This is a genomic window from Lysobacter sp. ISL-50 (assembly GCF_018612875.1).
In the GTDB taxonomy this organism is placed as follows: domain Bacteria; phylum Pseudomonadota; class Gammaproteobacteria; order Xanthomonadales; family Xanthomonadaceae; genus Lysobacter.
In genome coordinates this window covers 82,956-107,242 of the sequence record NZ_JAGGRI010000017.1, presented here as the reverse complement: position 1 = coordinate 107,242, position 24,287 = coordinate 82,956, and the positions used below count along the sequence as shown (strand labels likewise).

Annotated in this window: 16 protein-coding genes; 4 read left to right on the top strand and 12 right to left on the bottom strand. The window is 61.6% G+C overall.

The genetic code is table 11. The annotated features are described in order from the left end of the window. Positions 1-3: 3 nt before the first annotated feature. The 7 genes from J7J50_RS10580 to J7J50_RS10550 form a co-directional block, all read right to left on the bottom strand. A complete protein-coding gene (locus tag J7J50_RS10580; protein WP_215055851.1) occupies positions 4-2,970 on the bottom strand; it encodes a TonB-dependent receptor in 2,967 nt (988 codons plus the stop codon). A 345-nt stretch (positions 2,971-3,315) separates the two neighbouring features. After that, positions 3,316-4,266 carry a LysR substrate-binding domain-containing protein gene (locus J7J50_RS10575; protein ID WP_251044402.1) on the bottom strand — a complete coding sequence of 317 codons (951 nt, stop codon included), beginning with the start codon at positions 4,264-4,266 and terminating at the stop codon, positions 3,316-3,318. Between the two features lie 554 nt (positions 4,267-4,820). Continuing rightward, complete coding sequence (locus J7J50_RS24765; protein WP_251044403.1) at positions 4,821-5,147, bottom strand: hypothetical protein; 327 nt, start codon at positions 5,145-5,147, stop codon at positions 4,821-4,823. A 339-nt stretch (positions 5,148-5,486) separates the two neighbouring features. After that, positions 5,487-7,100, bottom strand: coding sequence for a hypothetical protein (locus J7J50_RS10565; RefSeq protein ID WP_215055848.1), 1,614 nt, complete (start codon positions 7,098-7,100; stop codon positions 5,487-5,489). A 256-nt stretch (positions 7,101-7,356) separates the two neighbouring features. Then, on the bottom strand, positions 7,357-8,595 hold the full coding sequence (locus tag J7J50_RS10560) for a hypothetical protein (protein ID WP_215055847.1): 1,239 nt from the start codon (positions 8,593-8,595) through the stop codon (positions 7,357-7,359). Positions 8,596-8,793: 198 nt separating this feature from the next. Next, positions 8,794-9,534, bottom strand: a complete 741-nt coding sequence (locus J7J50_RS10555; RefSeq protein ID WP_215055846.1) for a hypothetical protein — start codon at positions 9,532-9,534, stop codon at positions 8,794-8,796. Positions 9,535-9,549: 15 nt separating this feature from the next. Next, complete coding sequence (locus J7J50_RS10550; RefSeq protein WP_215055845.1) at positions 9,550-9,969, bottom strand: ParB/Srx family N-terminal domain-containing protein; 420 nt, start codon at positions 9,967-9,969, stop codon at positions 9,550-9,552. Positions 9,970-10,232: 263 nt separating this feature from the next. Here J7J50_RS10550 and J7J50_RS25265 point away from each other — a divergent pair, with 263 nt between their 5' ends. Beyond that, positions 10,233-11,618, top strand: coding sequence for a hypothetical protein (locus tag J7J50_RS25265; RefSeq protein ID WP_215055844.1), 1,386 nt, complete (start codon positions 10,233-10,235; stop codon positions 11,616-11,618). A gap of 1,121 nt (positions 11,619-12,739) precedes the next feature. Further along, positions 12,740-12,928: a hypothetical protein gene (locus tag J7J50_RS10540; protein ID WP_215055843.1), complete on the top strand. Its 189-nt coding sequence runs from the start codon at positions 12,740-12,742 to the stop codon at positions 12,926-12,928. Between the two features lie 554 nt (positions 12,929-13,482). On the opposite strand, the gene J7J50_RS10535 is transcribed toward J7J50_RS10540, so the two are convergent. From J7J50_RS10535 to J7J50_RS10520, 4 genes are read right to left on the bottom strand one after another with little or no spacing between them, the layout of a single operon-like run. After that, complete coding sequence (locus J7J50_RS10535) at positions 13,483-14,649, bottom strand: Wadjet anti-phage system protein JetD domain-containing protein (protein ID WP_215055842.1); 1,167 nt, start codon at positions 14,647-14,649, stop codon at positions 13,483-13,485. Beyond that, a complete protein-coding gene (locus J7J50_RS10530) occupies positions 14,642-18,064 on the bottom strand; it encodes an SbcC/MukB-like Walker B domain-containing protein (protein ID WP_215055841.1) in 3,423 nt (1,140 codons plus the stop codon). Before J7J50_RS10530 ends, J7J50_RS10535 begins: the two co-directional genes overlap by 8 nt. Then, positions 18,051-18,650 carry a DUF4194 domain-containing protein gene (locus J7J50_RS10525; protein ID WP_215055840.1) on the bottom strand — a complete coding sequence of 200 codons (600 nt, stop codon included), beginning with the start codon at positions 18,648-18,650 and terminating at the stop codon, positions 18,051-18,053. The genes J7J50_RS10530 and J7J50_RS10525 overlap by 14 nt, the downstream gene beginning before the upstream one ends. Next, complete coding sequence (locus J7J50_RS10520; protein WP_215055839.1) at positions 18,647-20,071, bottom strand: Wadjet anti-phage system protein JetA family protein; 1,425 nt, start codon at positions 20,069-20,071, stop codon at positions 18,647-18,649. The genes J7J50_RS10525 and J7J50_RS10520 overlap by 4 nt, the downstream gene beginning before the upstream one ends. Before the next feature lie 278 nt (positions 20,072-20,349). On the opposite strand from J7J50_RS10520, the gene J7J50_RS10515 reads away from it, so the two are divergent. Continuing rightward, positions 20,350-21,000 (top strand): hypothetical protein, encoded by a 651-nt coding sequence (locus J7J50_RS10515; protein WP_215055838.1) that lies wholly within the window; start codon positions 20,350-20,352, stop codon positions 20,998-21,000. Positions 21,001-21,554: 554 nt separating this feature from the next. Here J7J50_RS10515 and galE read toward each other — a convergent pair. Beyond that, complete coding sequence (gene galE / locus J7J50_RS10510; RefSeq protein ID WP_215055953.1) at positions 21,555-22,520, bottom strand: UDP-glucose 4-epimerase GalE; 966 nt, start codon at positions 22,518-22,520, stop codon at positions 21,555-21,557. Positions 22,521-22,830: 310 nt separating this feature from the next. Between galE and J7J50_RS10505 the strand changes: the two genes are divergently transcribed. Further along, the gene (locus J7J50_RS10505) at positions 22,831-24,276 is read left to right on the top strand and encodes an oligosaccharide flippase family protein (protein ID WP_215055837.1); all 1,446 of its coding nucleotides are present in this window, start codon (positions 22,831-22,833) and stop codon (positions 24,274-24,276) included. Positions 24,277-24,287: the final 11 nt, after the last annotated feature.

The following is a 24,287-nucleotide window of genomic DNA, read 5'->3' as shown; positions in this document are numbered from 1 at the left end:
CGCTTAGAACGTAACGCGGAGGGTCGCGGCGTAGCGTGTGTCGTTTACGTACCAGGAAGTGACGCGGCGGCCGGCTCCGTTCTGATCCATCAGCGTGCGCTGTTCGGCGTTGTTGAGATTGTTCATTTCCAGGCCAAGTTGGATGTGATCGCTGAACTTGTAGAAGATCGAGCCATCCAGCTGTCCGTAGGCGTCGCTGTACACCGGCAGTTTCCAGGCAATACCGTTGTCGGTTCCGTTGTAGCCATTGGGCCCCGTCGACAGCAGGTACTGGCTGCGCCAGTTGTAGGCCAAACGGATCTGCCAGGGCCCCTTCTCGTAGAAGGCGGCCACGTTGTAGGAATTCTTGGACAGCCCATCGGCCGGCAAGTCGGTAAACACTGATCCATCGGTGTCGACCGGCTGTGTATCCAGGTTATTCGGCACTTTGGTGGAGCTGTCGATGTAGGTGTAGTTCGCCGACATTCCGAATCCGTCGAAAGGTGCCGGCAGGAAGTCGAAGAACTGGTTCCAGCCGACCTCCACACCCTGGATGCGTGCCGTACCGACGTTCACGGGGCGAGTGATCAGATAATCGTATTGCTTGCCATCGGCGCCCGGATAGGCGACCAGTTGCGTCTGACGGCGGAAATAGTCCTCGACGTCCTTGTGGAACAGGTTGATCCAGGCCATGCCGCCGCGATCGGGATCGAAGTACCACTCCAACGACAGATCGAACTGCTTGGCCTTCATCGGCTCCAGGTAGGGGTTGTCGAAGGAACTGCCCGCCAGATTCAGCTGAGTGACCGGCAGGGTCGAAGGGTCGCCTGGGTTTGGCTGCTCGACCCCCTGCTTCGGATCGGCGTTCAGTACCTGGTACGCCTGCATGTCACTGAAATTCGGACGAGCGATGGCTTTGGAGGCGGCGAAACGCATGATCAGGTTATCGGCAACTTCCCAACGCAGATTCAAGCTGGGCAGCACATCCGTATAGGAATTTTCCGCCGTGATGGGTTCCGATTCACCGGCTCCCAGATACGGCGCGAAGGATTTGTTCGGGTAGACCAAAAACCCCCTGGCGGCATTCTCGGTGTGCACCACACGCACGCCGACGTTGCCGTCCAGACGCGCGTTGTCGAGACCAAAATTCGCCATTAGATAAACGGCCCGGGTGATCTCGGCCTGAACGTTGGTGTGCAGGTTGTCCGGTTGCGTTGTCGTGTACGAGATGCCAGAATCGGGCTGGTAATACGCAGCGGCAGCATCGTGGATGGCCTGATAGCTGCCTGGATACCCAAGCGCAGTACCCAGAACCGGCGCGTAGAATCCTCCCGGCGTGTTGGCGTCGCCACGATAAAAGTTGTCGAACGAATTCACGTGCACCAGGCTGGAGTTGACTTCGCCGTTTAGATTCAGCGACGGCATCGCGCCGTTGGGCAACGCCCCCCCGCGCATCCAGGTCTGGAACACGGGTTTCCAGTTGTAGCCGGTATCGATGCTGGTGGCGCCACGATCGGTCAAACGCACGCCGAACTTGATCGACTTGATGAAGCCGCTATCGAAGCTGTGCTTGAGGTCTGCGCGCCAAGCCAGTTCGTCGGCCTTGTTGTCGTCCTGATGGTCCATGGTGAAGCCCCAATAATAGTTATTGGGATTGCCCGTGAACTGTTCGTCGACGCCGATGGTCGGTCTGCCGCCGAGGGTGACGTCGATATAAGGCACATCGACGCCCAGGGCCACCGTCGAATCGAGGCCCTGAGTGGTGGCCTTGATGTACTGAAAATCGGTCGTCAGTTCGGTGCTGTCGCTGAGCGACCACTTCAATCCGAAGGAAAAGTCAGTGGTCTTGGATTTACGGTGAGAGGCACGGATATCCGTCCCCATGGGAACGCCGCCGGGCTGGGTCAGCCGGCCCGAACGGAATACATCGCCGTCCATTTGATAAGGCTGACTTGCGTCGAGCATTACTTGCAGGGGATTGTTCGAGACGAAGATGGCGTCCTCGTTCCACAACTCATCGTATTTGCTCTGGAAGGCGGTCGCGTAGAGCTCAACGTCATCGCTGGGGCGCCACTGCAGAGCGATATAGGCGCCCTCGCGCTCGCGTTCGTACTCCAGGGTGCGCCAGTCGGCGCCGCGTGGCAGCCAGAGCGCCTCATTGACGCCGTCGCCATTGAGATCGTTATTGCCGTTCTTGAAGAACGGACGCACGAACAGGCCGTCGGTGCGCGTGGCCAGTTCCGAGTGGGTGATATCGACCAGGAAACCGACTTTCCCAACGCTGGTGTCCCAGGTGTTGCTGTAAAGGGCGGAAACGGTAGGCTTGTATTTCTCGGCGAAGTCGCCGTAGTTCTCGCTCAAGCTACCGCTGATCTTCTGGCCATCGAAGTCGAAGGGCATGAAGGTGCGCAGATCCACGCTGCCGCCCACTCCTCCCTCGATCATATCGGCCTTCTGGTTCTTGTAGACATCGACGCCCGCCATCAGTTCGGCGGGCACGTCCTGAAAACTCAGGTTGCGGCCGCCGGAGGCAGAGAAGCTATCGCGACCGTTCAGTTCGGAACGGACCTGGGTCAAACCGCGAACCTGTACGCCGCTGCCCTCGGCAGAGAAGTGTTCCGGATCGCCCACTGACAGGAAGTGGTCGATGGTCACGCCGGGGATGCGTGAAAGCGTTTCAGTGACGCTGCGATCGGGCAACGCGCCGATGTCTAACGCGGTGACGGAATCGACGAAGGTGTCGGAGTCGCGCTTGAGGTCCTGTGCCTTGGCGACGGAACCCCGGATTCCGGTGACGACGACAGCGTCCAGATCGACGGCCGCTTTTTTCTTCTCGCCGGCGTTGTCCTGGGCGACCTGGGGTTCTTGCGCATAGGCATTGGTGCTGAGTAGCGCAGCGATGCTTAAAGCGATGGCCGAATGCTGCAATCGACGGAAACTGGCACGCCCGGCTACCCGATTCGCCAGAGTACGGCTTTGGCGCGTTGACATGGTTGTTCCCTCCCAGGACACCTTGACGAACGATTGGCTGGTTTTCTAACCCGTGGGTACTGTTGCGTTCCTCGTCCGGGTTTTTAGATGTTTTCGCGCCCGCCCCGGCGCCTGCCGGTTCCCCGTGCGTTGTTATCACTCGTCCTCTCGGCTGTCGCGACATCGTTCCAACAGCTGTCTGATGTTCTGGACGTTTGTCGCATCCGCCTTACGCCGATGTCACGTTGCGACTTCCATGGCAGCATAGGCCGCTCTCGACATTCCACGCCAATGAAATGTTTGGCAAAACCTATGTGCTTTTGGAATACATAACCGAAAAATCTGCCGCTCAGGCGGTGCAATCGGTTACAGGGCTGGATATAAATTGCGCGCGGTTGCGCGAAGCGCTTGCAGGACGCATTCCGCCCCGGGAGACAGTTGCTGGTCGCGGCGGCGGATGATTCCGAAGAATTCCATTCGCACGCGCAGATCTATCGGCAAAACCTGCATTTGCGCCGTTTGAATGTACGGCGCCACCGATTCGGCAGGTAGGGCGGTCAGCAAATCGCCATAGCGCAGTAGATGAATAATGAGCGGTAGCGACGCGGTCTCGATGATGTTCTGCGGCGGCGCCAAGCCACGTTCCAGGAACATCGAATCCAAGCGCGTGCGCAATATGCTGGCTGCCGGCGGCATGATCCAACCGTACTCGAGCAGATCGGCGTGGGTCACTTCACTGCGCTGCGTCAACGGATGCCCGGCCCTTACGATCACCGAATGCGGTTCGTCGGCCAGCGGTTCGAACTCCAGATCGCCTGCTCCTTCTGGCCCCAGGATCCGACCGATCACGATGTCCAATTGCCCGCCCAGCAGCTTCGCCACCAATGGCCGGCTGTAGTCCATTTCCACCCGGATCAGAATGTCGGGGAAGTCACGCTTCACCGCGGCGATGGCCTGCGGGACCAAGTTGGTGCCCGGATTGACCACCGTGCCAATCGCCGCCTGGCCCATGCGTCCGCTGCGCATGGCTTCTATCTCGTGATGGGCGCGTCCAATTTCCGACAAGGCCGAGCGCGCACGACGGATCAGTGCCTGGCCATACCAAGTGGGCTCCACCCCGCGCGCGTGTCGCTCGAATAGCGGCACGCCCAAGATGTGTTCCATTTCCGACAGCAGCTTGGAGGCCGCTGGCTGGGTCATATCGGCCGCATCGGCCGCTCGCACCACCGATCGATGTTCGTACAAGTGCAGTAGCAGCTGCAGGTGGCGGGTTTTAAGCCGCGAAGCCTTTAGCAGTTTGGCTGGGGATTGGATCATGAGACTCTCCCTCGATCGCTCAGCAGCTATATGCGCGGGGACAGCACATGAAGAAGATTTCATTTGTCGCATATAGCCGACTCCAGCACCCCTATGCCACGCTGATCCACTGTTGTCGCCCGCGTCCCGCGAACGTTGCAACGAATGAGAGAAGAACAATTGTCCTGTACGAGTCTCGCGAGGCCCTCCGCCGTCATCACGTCAGGCGCGGGCACGGAATCATCGCTGTAAGCCGGGAGTACGCCGCTCAGTTTCTTCAACAGAACCAACGATTCACACACCACCCGGCGCGCGGCCGCGCGATACTCAAGTGCGCCATGCAGCGCGTGCAAGCGGTACGCCATGTCCTCTCCCTACAGTTCGGACGCTCCCATCTTCCAGCTCTCGTGGCGGCAACCGTCGGCGGCCGGTGTGGAGCGGAGCGAGTGATACGCCCGAATGGCAGCGCTGTCAATCTGAAAATGGTAGCGCTACCGTTGTACTTCTTACGGCGTCACGCCATTGCTCCGTGTAATGCGTGGATGCCGCACCGCAGCAGCGCATCTGCGCGACGTTCATCGGGGGCGGACACCGTCGTCAACGTCGCTGCCGGTCGGCCAATGGACCACGCTCGGGATACCGTTGAAGTGTCTCGCGCTGGCCGGCGCGAACCTGTCGAAGTCGTCCGGCTTATTGACGATAGAAATCTCAGCACCTTTCAACCGTCGTTCTCGCGCATCGCGCTGACCTCGCAAGACGAAGCCGAGCGGACGCTCGGATACAGGGCCAATGAGTAACCTGGAGCCAGAGATTGTCCCGAGCTTCGGCATGGAGTCCACCGATGCGTGGGTGTTTTTTTTCATGCCCTGGCTAAAGCGACAAATGAGGAGTCCGATTGCCATCCTGCTTCGGGCGCGGCTCGCGCGAGGCCGGGCCGCGAAGCGGCTTCGGCTAAATGAATCGATAGGTCCACCAAGAGTGGCCGTGGACAAAGTGAATCGCCCAATCTTTCGCAGGCAGTCGCCGCCGTCCGCAAGCTTTCTTTATGGGACCACTTAGGGATAGTGGGGCCAGTGAGGGCTAATGGGGGCCAGCGGAGGTCAGTGAGGGCTAATGAGGGTTGGTGGAGCGTGGGCAACCGGAATCCAACTCTCTTGATTACCCTGAGTTACTCACGGTTATCCAGCGATATCTGAAATCATCATCGGCTCACTGGCGATCAGGCCAGCTTGCGACCGGCCCTAACGAATTCCGTAGGCTAGTTGCGGACAACGATTGCAGGTCTTCGCACACCGGTCGGTCATCAGCGTGTAGTAGGCGCTGTTGTGGCACAGGCTAGCGTTGGCGTTGCAACTAGGTACCTTATCTTCGCAAGAGGGCGGTCCGTCGAATAGCGCCGACGCGGCGCCACCAGGCGGGTACTGCGGGCATCGGCCGCATGTTCTCGGGCACTGTGCCGTCATCAGGGCGTAGTAGTTGGAGTCGTTGCACAGGTGTGCGCGTGCCGGACAATCCGCCGCCAAGTCTTGGCATGAGGACGAGGGCGCGGGTTCCAGCAGCACCGACGCGCGATACCGGTACGCGGTTCGCGCTAGGCCCCGCTGCGCAGACGCAGTAACCGCGCCTCGCCGCTCCGGGCCGATTCTATAGGCTCGCCGTTGCCCCACCTCGTTCGTGCTGGTGCCGACAATCCACTGGCCACTGCGGCTGATAGCGGCGGGCGAATTGGTGCGGCCGCCGAGCGTGCCCAGGTCGGCGATAGCCGTTCCAGGGCCCCAGGCGAAGCCGACTTCTGCGCCCTGCGCATTTTCGGCCGAACCGACGATGCGGCCGTCGTCGGCGATCTGCCGCGCAAATACACCGGCGCCGCCGAGCGTACCCAGGTCGAGCGCGTCCTCGCTCGTCTGATCCTGGCTCGGCGCCCAGACGAAGCTGCGCGAACGCCCGGCGCTGTCGATGTAGTAGCCGGCGACGATGCCGGCTTGATTGATATCGACCGCGGACAGTTGCTGCCCCGCTGCCGCCTCGCGCGGCAGGCCGCGCAGCGCCGCGGGCACCGCCTGCGCTGCGCTCCAGCGCACCGCCACGAGATCGCCGGTCTCGTCCTCGCAGGTACCGGCGATCTGGCCTGCGCCATTGATCGCGACAGCCGTGCAATCGGCGCCGGAGGCCAGGCCCGGCAGCACGTTCACGCTGTAGCCGCCGAGCGCGTTGGGCGTCCATTGCACCGCCGCGACGCCGCCGCGGCGCAACTCGCACAGACCCACCGCGACCGGCGTCGGCGCGGGACTCAGGGCGACAACGCTGCACTCGGTCGCCGGCGACAGCAACGGCGGTAGCAGGCCGGGCACCGGCAGCGCGGTCGCCACACGCTGTCCGCCCTTCCATACGACCGGCTGATCCTTGCCGCCGGGGGTGGTACTGATTCCGGCGACGGCACCGGCGGCATTGACGAACCGGGCTTCTGCGCGGTCGTCGCCGGTGCGCGCATTGAGGATTTCCGGCCGCATCGACGGTAGCGACGGCGCCGCCCAGCGCACCGGCGCCTGTTCGCCGGTGTCGCCCCAATCGCAGTTGCCACCGATCGCACCGTCCTCGGCGAGGCCGACCACGTTGCAGGCGCCGTTGTCCAGCAATGCCGACAGGACCAGGGCTCCGGTGCCGGCGGCGGGCCAGTAGACCGGGACGAAGTCACCGCCGCCGGTACGACAGTCGCCGATCGCTGCGCCGCCGTCGTTGACGTCGATCGCGCGACAGGTGTTGCCGCCGAGCACGCCCAGCGCGGTGGGCGCTGCAGCGCCGGGGGTTGCGCCCACCAATAGCGCAAAGGCGACCAGCGATATCCTTTTGCGCAAGGCGTACTCCAGCTTGGGCGAGATGCGATTGGCAACTTCGGCGACGCATTTCGCTCAGTGTTATCCAGCGCAACGCGGAGATTCCCCGGCCTCGTCACAGTATGAGGATCGGTGAGCATAAGAGCCGCCTCTTTCAACATCCTCGACAGGGCAGCCGACAGACTGAATGCACCGCCCCCGGGACCGACGCCGCGCCGCCCGCGCCCACTGCACCGGCCTCGCCGAAGAAGCCCAAGCGCGCGGACACGAAGATCGCCTAAGGGCACATCCGCACGCGTATAACCTCGGGGATCCTGCCGGTCGGCGCCCTCAGGCCGGTTGCGGACGCATAACAACCCGACTCCGAAATGGTCGTAACCTCCATAGAGCGAAATTCCGGCGGAATGCCGAGGTTTTCGCGAACGCCATTAGCCAAGTTCAATCGGAATAGAACTTTGGTCGGCCAGCTCGGATGTCCAGAATCGTATACTTCCATCTCTCCGATCAGAGCCTTGTTTACGACGTAACGCTTAGGAATAACGTTGTAATTCGGGCGATCGGGATCTGAAGGATCCGGGTACCAACTGAGCTCTTCGTCTTTCGGCCACCAGATGAACGGCCGGGCGCCTCCGTTAGCTACAAGCGCGTAGCCAGCGACCCCTCCATCGATTGCCACGTCGGTGAGGTTGCTAAAAATGAACGGTTCGCCGTCCGCGGTCGTATCCAGGACTTCAGGATCTCCAGTGCTTGAGTCCCAAGCGACGGTGTGCACTGTATCGCCGGCGCACCTGCCGACGACGATATCACCCGCGATTCCCAGCGCATCGCATTGATCCGGATCATCCTCAGTGTCTGGATATGCAAGTTTGTGGGCCCGATACGTCAGTAGAAGCGAGTCGCGCTTCCAGACAATGGGAACTCGAACCTCGCCACCGTTAGCGACGCAACTTCCAGTCACTGCGGGGGCGACCGCATTGTCCTTCTCGACACCAATAGCCACGCAATTGCGACCTTCAGTTCCTAACAGCCCAACCTTTAGTTCTGTCGGCCGGGCGGTCGGGTCTCGCCATAACACGGGATAGGCATTGCCTCGTTGATCGACGGACGTTCCGATCGCAACGCCCTTACTGCTGAAACCCGAGATGGTAGCCCGCTCGTGCCCGAAAACTGGCTTCAGGGGCAGGAGGGTGGACTGCTGAGGCAGCCAAACGTACCCGCGCAGTCTATCATTCTCGGGGCAATTGACGAACACGACACCATTATTGGCGATCCCCGCAACGCCACAAAATGTGTCAATAGGAAGGCGTACCCTCGGCCCAAACAACGGAATCCGATAGAGGCCGTTTGCCTCGCTGATAGCGCATTTCGCGAGGACTTCGCCGGAATCGTTCACCCCGATCGCAACACAAGAAGGCAGTCCAAGCACGTCGAAGACGGCAGCTGCTCTTGCGTGCGGTGCCGTTCCGAGAAGGGCCGCAGCGGAGCAAAAAATAAGGGTGTGTGCCATCGTTCTCATATGCAATCTCCGAGAGCAGCCGAAGGACGGCACGCATCGCGCGTGCCTATGTGACTTGCAGGAATATTCCGTACAGACCAGCCTCGCTGGATGCGCATAAGTCGATGGTTGATCAAGGCACTATGTAATGAAGTGATGCCGATTGCATTTCGACTCTCGATCACCGTTCCTCACTGACAACTCACGCTAAAGCACGTTTCAACAATGTGCGCAGCCAAGCTGCTGGCAGATCTTCTTCGAATTGTGATTAGAGCGCTGGCCAACGCGAGCCGAGACGGTCCATCTGCCGCCGATCGCTGGCACCAGCCACGCGTCGCCGCTCAGGAGCAGTGGATCGTGGGGCAGACGGACGACAATTATTTCCCGCCACCCGACTAGCGCTACCGGCTTCATGGTCGGGTGCAGGCCGTTCTTGCTGGTGCGGTCGATGAACCACACGTCGCCCTGGTCGCGCGCGCCGCACCAGAACCGATCATTGCCGTCCCGCCAACCGTAGAGGATCGGCTCGTATTGCCGCTGATAATCAGCGTGCCCCGTGGCGAACTTGTTCTTGGCCCAGATGATGAAGGTGGACCACCGACCGCCGGCAGCGCGGAACGCCGACTGCAACCGGTCCAGTTCCGACGATGACACGGCGATGTAGATCGCGCCCTTGGTCAGGGCCACCATCTGCGTGCAACACGCTTCCAGGAATGCGCCGAAATCGCTGCCCAGGTTGTCGTTGAGGATCGGGCGATGCTTACCGCGCAGCTTGTCTTTCGGGTTGTTGGCGTAGCCGACGTTGTAGGGCGGATCGGTGAAGGTCATGTCCACCAGTTCGTCGCCGAGCAGCGCCGCGTAGTCATCCGCCTGAGTGGCATCGCCGCACAGCACCTTGTGGCTACCGCAAATCCAAACGTCGCCGCGACGGGAGGCCGGCTGCTCCTGCACTTCAGGCACCTCGTCGCCGTCCGTCTAGCCGGCCTGGTGGCCGTCGAGCAGCAGTTCATCCAGTTCGTCATCGGTGAAGCCGAGCAAGTCCAGGCCGAAATCGTGATCGCGTAGATCAGCTAGTTCCAGCCGCAGCAGTTCCTCATCCCAACCCGCGTTCTCGGCGAGTCGGTTATCGGCGATGACGTAGGCGCGCTTCTGCGCCGAGGTCAGGTGCGCCAGTTCGATGACCGGCACCTTGTCGAAGCTCAATTGACGTGCGGCGAGCAACAGGCTATGGCCGGCGATGATGCCGTTGTCGCCATCAACCAGGATCGGGTTGGTCCAACCAAATTCTACGATGCTCGCCGCGATCTTGGCGACCTGCGCGTCGGAGTGCGTGCGCGCGTTGCGCGCATACGGAATGAGCGCGCCGACGGAGCGTCGTTCGATGTGGAGGTTCAATCGTTACTCGGAATGAGGCTGTCGAATGATAGTTTCAGTGGGCGAAGTGCCAAACCCGGTGTTCGGGACAGCAGGTCGCGGACTCAAGTACCCGCCGCAGATCGCATCTGCATGAAACTGGGAACTATGCCCATCACAAAGCTCCAGTGAGCTTTGGTTCTTGAAGGTGAGCAATCAACTTTGTTGGACAAAAGCTGAATTCTTTCACGGTCGGCCCGACCGGATCAGCGTAAGCAAGAGCTTCGCCATTCGAGGAGCGAAACGTGAAACTATCAACCGCGAGTTGGATCTTGCTGTCACTTCTTGTGACCTCTTTGGCGCCAGCAAGGGCCGGGATGGAAGAATTGGGTACGCTGGGGGGCAACACTTGTCGAAGCTTAAACACCAACAACCGCGGTGAATCTATTGGCACGTGCCGTAGCGTTGATGGAGATGTCGTTCCTGTGTACTGGCCCGCTGGAGAGGCTGATCCGTTACCGTTGACACCGTTGGAGAGCGGAGGCAGCTGTGAGCCCTACGACATTAATAATGCTGGTGTGATCGCCGGCAATTGCACCTCTGGCGGTAACGGAGAGTATTTCCCCGTCCGTTGGGTGGCGTCGCTGCCAGGCCGCGCGCCTCAGCGGCTCGATCCGCTAGCCTCGCACGCCAAGGCGGTCGCGATCGCCATCAGTCACACCGGCGTGGTCGTCGGAGAGAGTATCGCCGCGGACGGCAGCAAGACCCCGGTGATGTGGGCCGCCAATACCAGCAAGGCCAAGTCCCTTCCGGAATTGGGCCTACTGCCACCACTTCTGCCAAGCAGCACAGAATGCAGCATTGCGGACTTGGAGGACTCGGCCGAGCCAGTGATTGTTGGCACCTGTGATCTTCGTGATGGCGGCTCGGTGGCGATTCGCTGGGATCCACAGCTGTTGGGCTATCGAGCGCGTGAACTACCGCAAATCCCAGGTGGCACTAATTGCATGGCCGTCTCGGTAAATTCCAACTTGAATGTCGCAGGCACTTGCCATGACGAGAAAGGCGATCTCGCGGCGGTTCGATGGTTTCCGGATGGACGCCGCCTGACATGGCTCACGGATCTAGACGGCGATGGCGTCACGCGCCAACAACTCCAGGCAATAGACATGAACGAGGTGGGCGTCATTGTCGGCAATTACCTGTCCGACGATGGGCGTAATTATGCGTTCGTGTGGGCGCCCCTCAATAACCCAGCCGCGGAGTCTGGTTTGGACCTGGGAACGCTAGGCGGGTACTGGACACGCGCGAAGGACATCGCGGACAACGGCAAGGTGGTCGGCACATCCCAGAATGCCCTGGGGTTGACGCGCTCCTTTGTCTGGTCGCCGACCTCCGAAATTACCGAGGTGCCGACGCTCGGCGGATTTACCAGTCGCTCGAGTGCGCTCAGCGACAATGGCCTATACCAGGTCGGGACCAGCCAGACGGCGATGGGATTCGATCATGCTTACATCGTCACGGCCACTAAGTTGCGACAGAGCGGATCGGCCCCACCCCGGGCTCTTACACCTCTGATGTTCGAGAGCAACGGCGGCTCCAAGTCAGCTGGAGGCGGACCGAACTGCGACTTATTTCCCCAGGAAATCCAATCAACGTGTCGAATAATGAAGAGTGGCAAAGAGAGCTAGTCGTTGGGGCCTCCCGAGGGAGGGGGTTAGGTTCAGGGCGTTCTTTTGCAGCAGGCCGCAAGCCTCATGCAAACTCTTGCGGTGCAAACCGAGTTTCATGGCCGGACGCTAGCCACATTTGGCGGCTGCCCCCCGCACCCCGACTCGGCGAGGTAGGACCCGCCGATTTTATGGCCCGACGTCGCGCCGTGTCGGTGCGTGTGGGCCGCGTCCTACGAGAGTGAGGCAAGGGCGGCGGCTCAGTGGCGCGCCCGCACATCGCGGCTGTGTCGCGGCGTCGCGGCGTCGCGGCGTCGTTGCGTCGTTGCGTCGTTGCGTCGTTGCGACGAAATGTTCAACGACGCAACGCGATCAGGATGTCATCGATCGATCACTGAGATTCTGCTAAACGTCGCACCTACTTCGGAATGTGCGCCGCTTGACTTACGCTTCCTATGCCGTGGACCTGCTGCTCCATAAATTGATGAGAACTACTCTGCGCAAGCTCGTATGCGTCTTGGCTGCTCTTGGCAAATAGGCGTGGCTGATCTTCCGTATCCCTGATGTCGATCTTGATTTGATGCTGCCCTGGCGGTCGCTGCGGTGATTGATCACATTCGCACGGTGAAGGCCACCCAATCCCGCGAGCACATCGCTCGCCAGCTTTTCGATGTATTTGCCGAGCACTATTTCGGGCAGAACCGGGGGAACGCACTGGCGCTATTTGCTCCGATAATTCGCGGCTGACACTAACTGCCGCCTCTGCTCCAGCCCAGCGATGTTGCCTCGACCACAGCCTCAAGAGGATAAATACTTGCCGATCTCGATCGCCCGTGTGGAGGCGACGCGGCTGTCCAGATAATTAAGGTGAGGCGCTTACTCCATTGGGCTCCGGTTGGCTGCGGCGAGGGCTTTGGGTCGTCCGGCGACCGATCCTCAATGCTGACAGCCTATTGTTCCCCAAGGCTCCCCAGAGTGAATAGACTGGTTTGAACTGGGTAGTCGTGGGCGCACCGGGAGGAGTTCGAACCTCCGACCAATAATTGATGTTTTTAAACGACTGCTGCGGCGCTTAGCCTCAGCACTCTCGGACCGTGGTTTCGAGTTGAGTGTTCTGGCTGGCAGGTTGATGGCGAAAAAACTTGCGTGATAAGTCCAAAGCTAACCCATTGATTCGTAAGACTCGGAAAAATGGCGGCTTTGGTTCGCGGTCCAAAGGTGCGGAGAAAACGGAGAAAATTCGGCGAAATTTTCACCAGAAACCGGGCGCGTTGGATTTCACGAAACCAAAGGCCATTGCCGAAAAGGCCGAAAATAAGGCGTTTTCGTGAGGCGCGGAGAGGGGAGGCGCGCATTTGACCGCGGGGCAGTGGTGGAGCCTGAGCAACCGGAATCCAACTCTCTTGATTACCCAGGATCACCCACGGTTACCTAGAGTTATCTGGATCATGCGCTCCTTGTAGCCAGCTCGCGCATGAGTTACCGGCGGGTAAGATCCTGGCTAGCGACCTAAACGGGGCTGTGGTGGGCAGTGCCTGCCTACCGGGTTAAGCGGGCTGCTGTTCCGGAGCGACCTCCTGACCGCAATCGTCTATTCCCGAAATGGATCAAAGCCATGGCTGACGTCCGCGGAACCCCAGGGCCCCAACGCACTCAATTGAGCGGCGTCAACGAGCCGGCGGCCCTTCGCACTATTAGTCCGACCACCATCCGCTTGGCCGAGATCCCACCGCGCCGCTGACATTACGCAAATCGTGCCCGGGATCACCGGCTCCCTCAGTGGAGGAGCTCCGCTTAAGCCTTGACTTGGTTTTCGAGGAAATCTTGGCGACCAACGCGAGGCGCTCGACTGAGTCGCCCAGAGTTTCGGCGATATCTGGCCTAGTCAGCTCGTCGGCAGATAGAGCTCAATTCCCTCCTGCTCGATCTTGAGAGCGGGCATACATAGAGAAAGCGCATTCCACCCCGCTTCATGGGCATGCCGCGCCATGTTTCGACGCGCGTCTTCGGTTACGTCGGACGCCGCTTCGCGATCCTGATCGTTCGCATCCATCAACCAAGGAAGAAAGGCATGTCGCTGGACGCACTTGCGCTTTAGATGCGCCGCGATCCGGAATCCGCCCTGATCGATGTCGCCCCAATGGAAAACCTGGATCCGCCCGGGAACCGCTTCCAAGATGCGACCATAAGCGCGGCACCAACTAGGTGATGGCATGCCTCCGGTGTAGAGCACCAAACCGGAGGCGGCATCCGGATGTTGGCTCGCTTGATGAAAGGTGGTCAGATTCTCGATGCTCAGTACCCAGGCCGGCGCTCCGGCGTAACCCATTACATGCTGGTTGGATACGCCGATGAAGGGCCACGCGATTGCGCAAGTCTGCGTTGGCGCCAGCTGCAGGCTGCCGGTGCCAGCGACCAGGAACGGTTGCGGCGCCTTGACTAGACCCAGCGCGCTGAACACCTCCTCCTGCTGTCTCGCCGGGGAGCCTAAATGTTCACCGGTCAACAGATCGACGTGGCGCCAGAGCGCCTCGATCCGCTTGCTATCGCGGAACAAACTGCGGCTCAGAACGCGGACGATCTGATCCTGACCACCATCCTGCGCCAATGCATCCAACACCCGCAGGGCGTCGGCGAAGTCAGCGGCACAGTCTTTGCCTAGTCCGCGCGGCGATTTCAGCTTGGTCCAGGCGTCGAGCAGTTCTGCCGCGCGAGGATATCCATCCAACCACGGATCCAAAGTTGTTTTCGCCGCGCGCACCGCGTCAGATACGGTAGCGACGCCGAGGAAGGACGCCAGCCGACCGAGTTCGACCAAGCGCACCCTTTCAAGCGGCCGGTCTTCGCCGCCATGCTTGGCCCAGTGCAGTGTTACTGCGCCAACGCGTTCGGCCTCGGCAAAACGCAGATGGCAGCGCTGGCGCTGTTCGTAGCTTTGGCGCCAGTACAGCGAATCCGCGGCGTTGAAGCGGGTCTGGATAACCCGATCCGAGCCGCGCAACACGGCGCGCTCACCTCGTTGCAGCAAGCCGGCTAGGACGTCCTCAGCCAAGTGCACGTTCGGTTTCCGCGATCTTCGCCATGGTCTGCTCCAGCAGTTCTGGGTGCAGCAGATAGTTGTCGCTCTGCAGCAGTTCGCGCGCCTCGTCTAGAACGATGTTCTGGGTCAGTTGTACGGTGCGCGAACCGTAGCGCGCCATATCGTAGTAAATATTCAGGAACGACGACATCTTGGCTTGGTCGGCTTCGGGCCCGGCCATGACCAGTTGCAGGCCCAGCGCGTTGAGGTAGTCGGCGGTGGCGCGCACGTTCTGCGCATCCATTTTTTCGAACGCCTCGTCCAGCAGCATGATCCCTCCGCCAGTCCGGCTACCGCGGGTCTTGCCGTATGCTGCCGCCAAGGCCGCGCCGAAGATCACATACAAGGGCGTGCGGTGCTCACCGCCGGAGCCTGGCCCCAGACGCTTGCTCAATAGGCCGATCGCCTTGTTCTGTGTGAATATCTCTACGTCGTAGCTGAAGAACCGGCGGTGGTCATTGAGCGGGCTGGTTTCGTGCAGCAGCTCGGAAGTGACGTCGCCCTCGATCAAGGCCTTGAATTCCTCCGGCACCTTGCCCGGGCTGTCGAGCAGATCCTCCTCGATATCTCCCAATTCGCGCACGCGCTTGAGGAAGTCGTACAGGGGCCGGTGCTGCTCGACGGGCGCGTACTTGAAGCGGTAGCGCTCGCCGTTGCTGAACTCCGGCGCGTGCTTGAGCACCTCGTTCAAACCACCGATCTGCTCCTCGATCGCGTCGAAGCCTTCCAGCAGGGTCTGTGCCACGTCGGTGCGGAATACCTTCACCGCGGCCTCGTAGGCTTCCTGCGACCTGGCTTCCTGGTCAGCCAGTTCCAGGTCCACCAGACGCTGCCTATCCTCAAGAATGTACTGGTAGGCGCGCTCCCACTGGTTACTGGCAATGGCGATGTTCTGCAATTGGAAATCGCGTAGATAGACGCTGAATTTCTCCCAGGCATCGCGGTCGTGATTGTTCGCCGCCGCCTCGGCGTTCCGCCTCGCAGAGTGCAGAGCATTCAAGCGCTCATCCCAATCGTCGCCGTGGCGCTCATCGTAGCGAGTGCGATGGCGTTGGACCTCGTTTGCTCCGTACAGCGGATGCTGGCGGGTCCGGGCTTCGTGCGCTGCGGCCAAGCCCTGGCGCTGGGTCAGGCCGTCGATGCGCCCCGCCACGTTTTTCGCGTCGGCGTTCAGCGTCGACAGGTGCCCGACCAGGCGCTTTACCTCGGAATCGGCGCCGGCTAGGCGCTTGCCGGCTTGCTCGGAATTGAAATTCAACACGCTCAGCTGATCGGACTGGGTCGAAGCCAAGGCTTCCTGCAGCTCGCGCAGTTCGCGGCTGCCTGCCTCCGCCGTGGTAAACAGCGTCTCCAACTGCGGATAGGTGGTCTCCACATCGGCAAACAGCGCCAGGCGCTGTTCCACCGGAGCGAGTTGCGCGACCAGGTCGTTGGCCTGTTTTAGCGCAGCCTCGGCCTGCTGGTGGGCAGCGTAGGCGGCCTCGCGCTGGGCTTGACTGTCACCGCGGCCGATCAGCAGGTCGTTGCGGGCGGGCAGCCGAAGGCGTTCTACGCCGCCGCCGGAGCTGACCATGCCGTCGCTGGACAGCGCCCTGCGGCCGACCTGCAATTGTTCGGCGCTGCCGGCGAGGTTGAGCTGTCCCAGCTCACCCTGGAGGTAGCGCATCGCCGCGCGGTCTTCGCTTTCGATCAACTGCGCGGCGAACTTGCCGCCGCTGCGCGCCTGCCAGGCTTGGCCGCGCGAGGGTAGGGCCAGCTTGACCCGGAAGATGTTGCGGGCGTCCTTGTGCTCCTTGTAGACCCGGATAGCATCCAGCTCCCGTGCCTCGGGCACCAACAGGGCGTCGGCGTGGATGCCCAGGTAGGCTTCCAGCGCCGGCTGCCATTGCGGGTCGGCAATCGCAACCAGGTCGCAGATCGGCCTGGCCTCGATCCCCGCATCGTCGAGCAGGCGCTGCAAGGCGAGTGTTTCACGGCGCAACGGGGCGAGGCCGCGTTGGGTACGTTCCCATGCGGTTCTGGCGTCGTGCGCGTCGTCCTTGGCCTTGTCGGCATCGCGGGTGGCGCCAGCCAGGGCCTTGGCGACCAAGCCGCGCACCTGGGCCATGGCCTGCATTGCCGATCGGATCGCGGCCGGCGGCGGCGCCTGCAGCTCATCGGCCTGCAGTTGCAGCTCGAGCAGTTGATTGACGGCATCTTCGAACTCCCCGCGACGGTTGGACATCGCCGGGAGTTTTCCCGCGCCGACCGCCGTTTCCAGCGCCAGCTTGAGCAGCTTGGCGAGTTCTTTGCGGGTGCTTTCGTGCTGGTCCTGCTTGTCCTTCACGCGTCCGGATTCGCCGGCCTGCTTCAGGTAATCAGGGTCGCTGTACAGCAATCGCTGCGCACGTTCGCGCGCGTCCTGCGCCTGAGCCTTTTCGGTCTCCGCGCGCCCAAGGTCCAAGCTGGCTGCCTGCAACTGCTCGCGAAGTTCCTCAGCCTTATCCAGTTGTTCGGTCAGTAGCTCGGACAAGCGTTCGGTTTCGTAGAGCGCGTGCAGCGCGTCGAGATTGGCGTGGGTGGTGCGTTCGCGCTTGACCTGGGTGTAACGATCGGCCACGGCGCTAGCGCGGTCGATGCGCTCGACCAGTCGCCGGATCATTTCGCGCACCTCGCGGAACTGCTCCAGGCGGACCCGAAACGCCTTCACATTGGTCAGGCGCTGCTCGATCAAGTGCTGGCGCAGGGTCTCGTCGAGATCGTCCACGTCCTTGTTGAGCTTGAGCGAACGGGCGAAGGCGGAACGAATGGCACGAGTGTTGGGGCGCTCGCCGGGTGAGGCCAGGTGGCCAATGAAGAGCTGGCGCAGAAACTCCTCGCGGTTCTGGGTGAACACCGGCGTGGTGCCGGCCAGCGTGCATGCGTCCTTGGCCACGTGCTGGAACTTGCGCCAGGGCAGGATCGTTTCCCTCTCGGCGCCTGGATCCACGTGATCCTGGGTTGCTAAAGCCACGCCGGGCAGGATGTAGAGACTGTTGAAACTGTGGTCCTGATCTTCGGCGTTGGCCGAGAGCGACACACCGGCGGTTATCGGAATGCCACTTTCCGAGTCGCGAAAAATTAGGTTGATGTAGGTATTTGCCGAAGTCCGGCAGCGTTCGACATCGCTTTGGCCGTAGATGCCCAGACAGTACTCGCGCAGCGAACGGGCGCGCTTTTTGCCTTCGCCTGAGGCGTTGAAGTGGGTCTTGTTGCTGTCGGCGGCCAGCAGCACGATCTGGAAGGCGTCCAGCAAGGCGGTCTTGCCGGTGCCGTTGGGCCCAAGAAACGCGGTGTTGCCGCCCAGTTGTAGGTCCTCGCGTTCGTACAGGAAGTACTGGACCATCCCTAAGCCTTCAAGCTGCTTCATCGGCGTCTTCCTCTTCCTGAGAAACAGCATGCGCGGCCAGCTGCAGCAGGGCGGTCTCGCCCAGCACGTCGACGATGCCCGGGCGGATCGCCAGTTGCACGCGCTGCTCGTCGCGGCTGTCCTCCAGGCGGACGATCCCGTAGCGCTTCATCGCCTGCAGTTGTTCATTGAGCGCGGAAGTGACCGGCAGCTCGCGGTTGAGCAGGTCCTTGTAGGCGCGCTCGAGCTCGATCATGTCGACGAAGGCTTCGCCGGCGACGATTTCGGTGGCGTGCATCTTGTCGTCGTACAGCCGCCGCAGGACCAGGGCGAGTCTGGTTTCGGTCAGGCGCATCTTCTCCGCCACGTACTGGCTGGGTGTGGCCACCAGATAGCCCAGGTGCGGGTTGTGGACCATGCTGATGCCCAACTGGGTGAGCAGGGTCTCGTATTCCTTGCGGTGCCGGACCACCAGTTCGTAGGCGATGCGGCTGCGCGGGTCGCTGGCGTACAGCACCTGCTCCATGACCAGCCGGTAGCCGGCTTTCTGGTAGTCGCTTTCGGCGTAGGCCGGGTTCTGGGCGGCCAGTCGTTCCCAATGGCTCATCGGGCGTCCTCGCGTTGGATGTGGAACCGGGGATGTTCGAGATAGGCGTTGCGGGTGGTGCCCCGGGCCAGGAAGTCGATGCGCACGCCCTTGAGCATCTGCAGTTGCGGATCGCTGCGGCGCTGCGACGGCGGACAACTGCCGTGCGCGGCGATCAGCAACAGGCGCTGGTAGCAGCACAGGTCGTTAATCGAATCGATGCGCAAGTCGTCGGAGGTGACGGCCTGGCGCCCGGCCAACTGGCGGACCAAATAATTGGCCAGTTTCACCTTGTCGACCAGGCGGTTGTCGGCCATGCGCTTGCGCAACTGCTCCATTGCCAGTTCCTGCAGGGTCGGTGGATGCTTTTCCACCGCCGTCGCCAGCGCCGGGCGCTGCGCTGCGCGCGCCCTGGCGAGCAGTTCCGGGCCGGCGTGGCGGACGCCGCAGGCCGCGGGCAGGGCCAGGTGGCCCTCGGCGAGGCGGTCGCTGGCCTGCAGGGCGCGGGCCAGCAGCTTGTCCAGGTGCTTGGGCGCGCGCATCTTGTACTCGATGAAGGCGATCGCGCGCTGGTTGGCGTCGCGGATCTCCTCATCCAGCCGCTGCAGTTGCTCGTCCACATCCTTCAGGCGCAACAGCAACCGGGTGTCGCGTTCGTACAGGTATTCGGCGCGGGCAGCAGCACCGCCGGCCTTCTTTTCCTGGTACCAAGCGGTGAGCGTGCTGCGTCGATCCGGATCGTGCTGTAGCTGCAGGGTCATAGCTACGATCTGCGAGCGGTGCTGCAGCGGGTGGTCCTTCGTGCGCAGCTCGCTGTAGTCGGCGATGAAGACCTTCTCGACATACTCCTCGAAGAAGCCGCGTACGAACTCGCGCGCACTAGTTCTCTTGAGCAGTTCTTCCATCAGGTCCTGGACCCGGCAGCCGGTGTTGGCAATATGGGCCATGCATTGCTTGGCCTGCTTGGCCGCCTCGGCGTATTGGTCGCCGCTGGCCTCGCCGTTGGCCACCGCACGCAGATTGAAATAGATCGAACGGACCTTGCTGCCGAGAAACTCGGGTTCGTGGCAGGAGAACTCGCACAGCACGTTGTAGAACTGGGCGATGACCGGACGCAGGGTGATCATCTCGACGACCCCGCGGCGGCGCTGGCTGAGCCAACCGGACTCGGCCAGGATGCGAACGATCTCGTGCGCTCGGACGCCGATCGGCGTTTCCAACTCTTCGTCCCAGGGATCGTCTGCGGCCAGTAGGGTCTCGACCTTGCGTACCACTACCGACTTAGCCGCCTCCTCGCCTGGCGAGCGGCCCCCATCGCCCCACATTTCATCGATCAACCGGCAAAGCAACGTCCAGTAGCGGCGGGCGTTGCTGGCGGCCAGCGGGCGGAACAGCTCAGGCGGCAGCCGATCAAATAGCGGCGGAGTGTCCTCTTGCTGCATCAAATCACACATCCTTGAGTTCGGGCACCGCGGCCTTGCCATCAATCTTGAATCTTAATCGCTTCCGTCTCACCGATTAAGACGACCACAGACAACTGGAAACTCGGATGAACGGCACACGGGCCTTAATCCGGCCATCTTTCTCCGCCCTGGCGCCGTAGGAATGCGCAACACACCACACTTGATATCGACGCATTGCCAGTGTCATCCCCTAGTCGTGATATGGACATAGAAGGCACGGAGTTTGAGATTCAACGCGAAGTTCGAAGGGCGAGACCTTGTTCGAACACGACTTTCATCATTTCGTTCAGCTTCGAAAAAGCGATCTGAAACGGATCGCTCGAGGTACGAACGGCGAACTGGACTACGACGATCTTGTCCAAGAAGCATGGCTAGTCGCTCTTGAAATCAGTACCAAGCGCGCCCAGCCCTTTCGCTTCTTAAATCCCGACGACCAAGACACTCTCCTCGCGTGGCTCCACTCCCGGCTGGTGAAGTACGCGAACAAGGTCGTCCGCTTTGCAGTAAAACTGGGAAACGGAGACGACGAAGATCGCGAAACCCTCGGAGCAATGCTCACACGCATGCTCAGCGCGCCAATCGAATCTGATCCGCAAATGCGACTGCTTGCCGCTGAAGGACGTAACGAGCTCCTCGCAAAAATTCAACGGAGCTACTCCCAAGCCGCAGCATACGCGTTACTACTCGTCCGGCTGGACTGGGACTTTGAAGGCTTGGCTGCGCTACTGTGGATTCAAACAGCCACGGTGAAAGATCGGATAAAACGGATCGGCCTCATCGCAAGAGTACAATCCTCTTTATTTGACGGCATAGAAGAGATCGAGCCTGCGTTCATCCCGTGGAGAAAACGGTGGTACAGACCAGGAAAATCGAGAGCGTCACCTGAAAATCAACTAACTCTATTCTGATATCCGTTAACCGTATTGCTAGTTCGGCGGATACTTGGACCAGGCGTGTCAAGCTTACATAGCCAGCCTCCAACCCTAGCGATCCCTGCACTGACAACCACTTCGCAGAATTCCGCGTTACGTTCTGCGTGACTGCCATGGCAGGCGCCCCTGCTGCACTTCGTGCGTTCGCCCGACGAACCCTCTCTACCCAGCATCCTTGATTGGATACCACGACGCCGGCGCCATGCTCACCTAATTCAATGCGGTCTTTAAGCGCCGATGAGCGCTGCTGGGGTTTGGTGGAGCCACGGGAACCGGGTTCAAACCCCCTTGACGGGCGAATGGGGGTGGCTGGAGGCTGTTGGGGGCGAATGGGGGTTGAGGTGAGTCGGTATTTGATGCCAAAAGGAGCGCGAGTCTCCTCAGCCGATAAGGGCGATTTTGGGTCGCAACCGAACCCCTATTCAAACCTTCTGAGGGGCCAATGAAGGACGCTAGGGAGAGGACGGCTCCGCCCCCGTTCATGTCATGACCCATCCAGGGCGACTGGCATTCGTGAAGCCATCCGCTGCTCAAAATGCAGGATCACAATGCCAGCGGTATGCGCTTTCGATGATGCGCTCGATATCGGCAAAACGCGGCATCCATCCCAGATGGGTGCGCGCTGCCTCGCTCGATGCGACCAGCACCGCGGGATCGCCGTGTCGTCGTGGCGCGGTTCGATAATCGATATCGCGCTCCATCACCACCGATGCCGCGCGGATGACCTGCAGCACACTGAATCCGGCGCCGTTGCCAAGATTGAAACTGTGCGCGCCCTCGTTGCCGTCCATCCAGTCCAAGGCGCGGATGTGCGCGTCAGCCAGATCGAGCACATGCACGTAGTCGCGCACGCAGGTGCCGTCGATAGTGTCGTAGTCATCGCCGAAAACGTTGAGTGCGCCACCATGCCCCAATCCTGCACGGATCACATTGGGGATCAGATGGGTTTCGGGATCGTGCGATTCGCCGATGCCGGCCTCGACCGCCGCGCCGGCCGCATTGAAGTAGCGCAACGACACCGAGCGCAGACCGTAGGCCTGAGCCGCATCGGCGAGGATGCGCTCGACCATCAGCTTGCTGGCGCCGTAGGGATTGATCGGCGCTTTGGGATGGGCTTCGTCGATTCTTTCGCCGACCGGGTGTCCGAACACCGCGGCGGATGAGGAAAACACCAGCTTGCCAACGCCGTGCCGATGCATCGCGCGCAGAAGATTCAGACTGCCCACGACATTGTTGTCGTAATAGTCGTAAGGCGCGATTACCGATTCGCCGACCAGCGAGCGAGCGCAGAAATGCATCACCGCATCGACCTGCCGCGCGAACGCGGCGTCGAGCGATCGCGGCTGCAGCAGATCGGAGTCGATCCATCGCCCCCAACGCAAGGCTTCGCGATGGCCGGTGCTCAGATTGTCGAGCACGCTGACTTCGAATCCTTGTTGCGCGAGCGCATAAGCGACGTGCGCGCCGATGTAACCGGCGCCGCCGCAGACCAGGATATGGCGCGCGCGCCGCGTGTCGGCCGGGACAGGAACGCGGCTCGTCCCGGGCCGCGGCCCGGGTGAAGAAAATGTCACGAAATTCCTTTGAATCTGAAGCGATTTCCTGGTTTTCCGCGGCGAACTCTTGTCGCTCCGGGCCGTTGCATGGGAGTATGCGGCACGATCAATTTGTGACGCAAATCACTTAAATATATTCAGACTTATGAATGAACTGGCCACCTAAGGACATGAGTCGGCCAGTAGGCGGCAACCGTCCCCAACCGGACACCGCGGATGCCGCGACGCACGCCGCCGGCGTGAACGCGGCATGCTGATCCGTCAGACCGTTCTGTATCTGCCTGCGCAATTGCTCGGCCCTTTGGCCCAGCTCGCGGCCATCGTGCTGTGGACGCATTGGCTGGATCCGAACGAATTCGGCTTGTTCACCTTGGCGCTGGCGACGCAGGAAGCGGTGTACCTGCTGTTCCTGGCGTTCTGGTCGTACTTCCTGTTGCGCTTTCTGCCCGGCGCCGATGCGGCCACGCGCGAACGCATTGACGCGATCGAGAGCTGGGTGTTCTTCGCCAACGGCGCGCTGCAGGCGGCGACATTGCTCGTGCTGTTGCGCTATGTCGCGCACGAATGGCCCGACGCGAGTTTGCTGCTGACCTTGTTCGTATTCACCTTCACCCGTTCGTATTGCACGCACCTGGCCGAGCGCGCCAAGGTCGCCAACGCGATCGGCGTATACACCGCCTTGCAGAGTGTCGGCCCGCTGGGCGGATTGATCATCGGCTGGATCTGGGCCAGTTCGATGTCGAACGGCCCCGCGCAGATCGGCCCCGCCCAGGTGCTGGCCGCTTACGCGATCGCACAGACTCTCTCGCTGGTGTTCGCCGTGCCCAGCCTGCGCCTGAAATTGCGCCTGCGCCGCCCCGACGCTGCGTTGTTGCGGCGGATCTGCCTCTACGGTTTGCCGCTGGCCGTCAGCGGCGTGCTGGCCTGGGTGCCCGGCAACGGCATCCGTTTCGTAGTGGAACACGGCATGGGCATCGCCGCGGTCGGCCTGTTCTCGGTCGGCTGGACCTTGGGCCAGCGCGCTTGCGCGTTCGCCGCGATGTTGGTCACCGCGGCCGCGTTCCCGATCGCATTGCGCCTGGAAGCCGACGGCGAAAAGCACCGCGCGCTCGAACAACTCGCGCTCAACGGCGCGCTGCTGTGCGCGATCGTGCTGCCGACCGCGGCCGGATTGATACTGCTCGCCGCGCCGCTGTCGCGCTTGGCCGTCTCAGGCGTCTATGTCGCGACGACGCTGAGCATCCTGCCCATCGCGACGCTCGCCGGCCTGGTCAAGAACCTGCGCAGCCACTTCGCCAATCAGCCGTTCCTGCTGGCGCAGAAAACCGCCTGGACCCTGGCGATCGACGCCCTGGAAACCGGCTTGTTCCTCATCGGCGCGGCGATCGGCCTGCGCACGATGGGTCTGGCCGGCGCGGCCTGGGGCGCGTTCGCGGCGGTGCTTATCGGCGCGCTGGTGTCCTTCGTCATCGCCGTGCGCAAGCTCGACATGCCGGTCCCGCTCGCGCACTTGCTGCGCATCGCGCTGGCGACCGCGGCGATGGCCGCGACGCTGTCGCTGCTGCCGCCGCTGTCGGGCTGGGCCGCGTTGATCGGCGCGGTATCGCTCGGCGGCACGGTGTATGCGGCGACGCTCGCGCTGTGCTATCGCGGCCATCTGGGCAAGTTGCGCGGCTCTCTCAATCCCACATCCTGAAGACTCCCGAC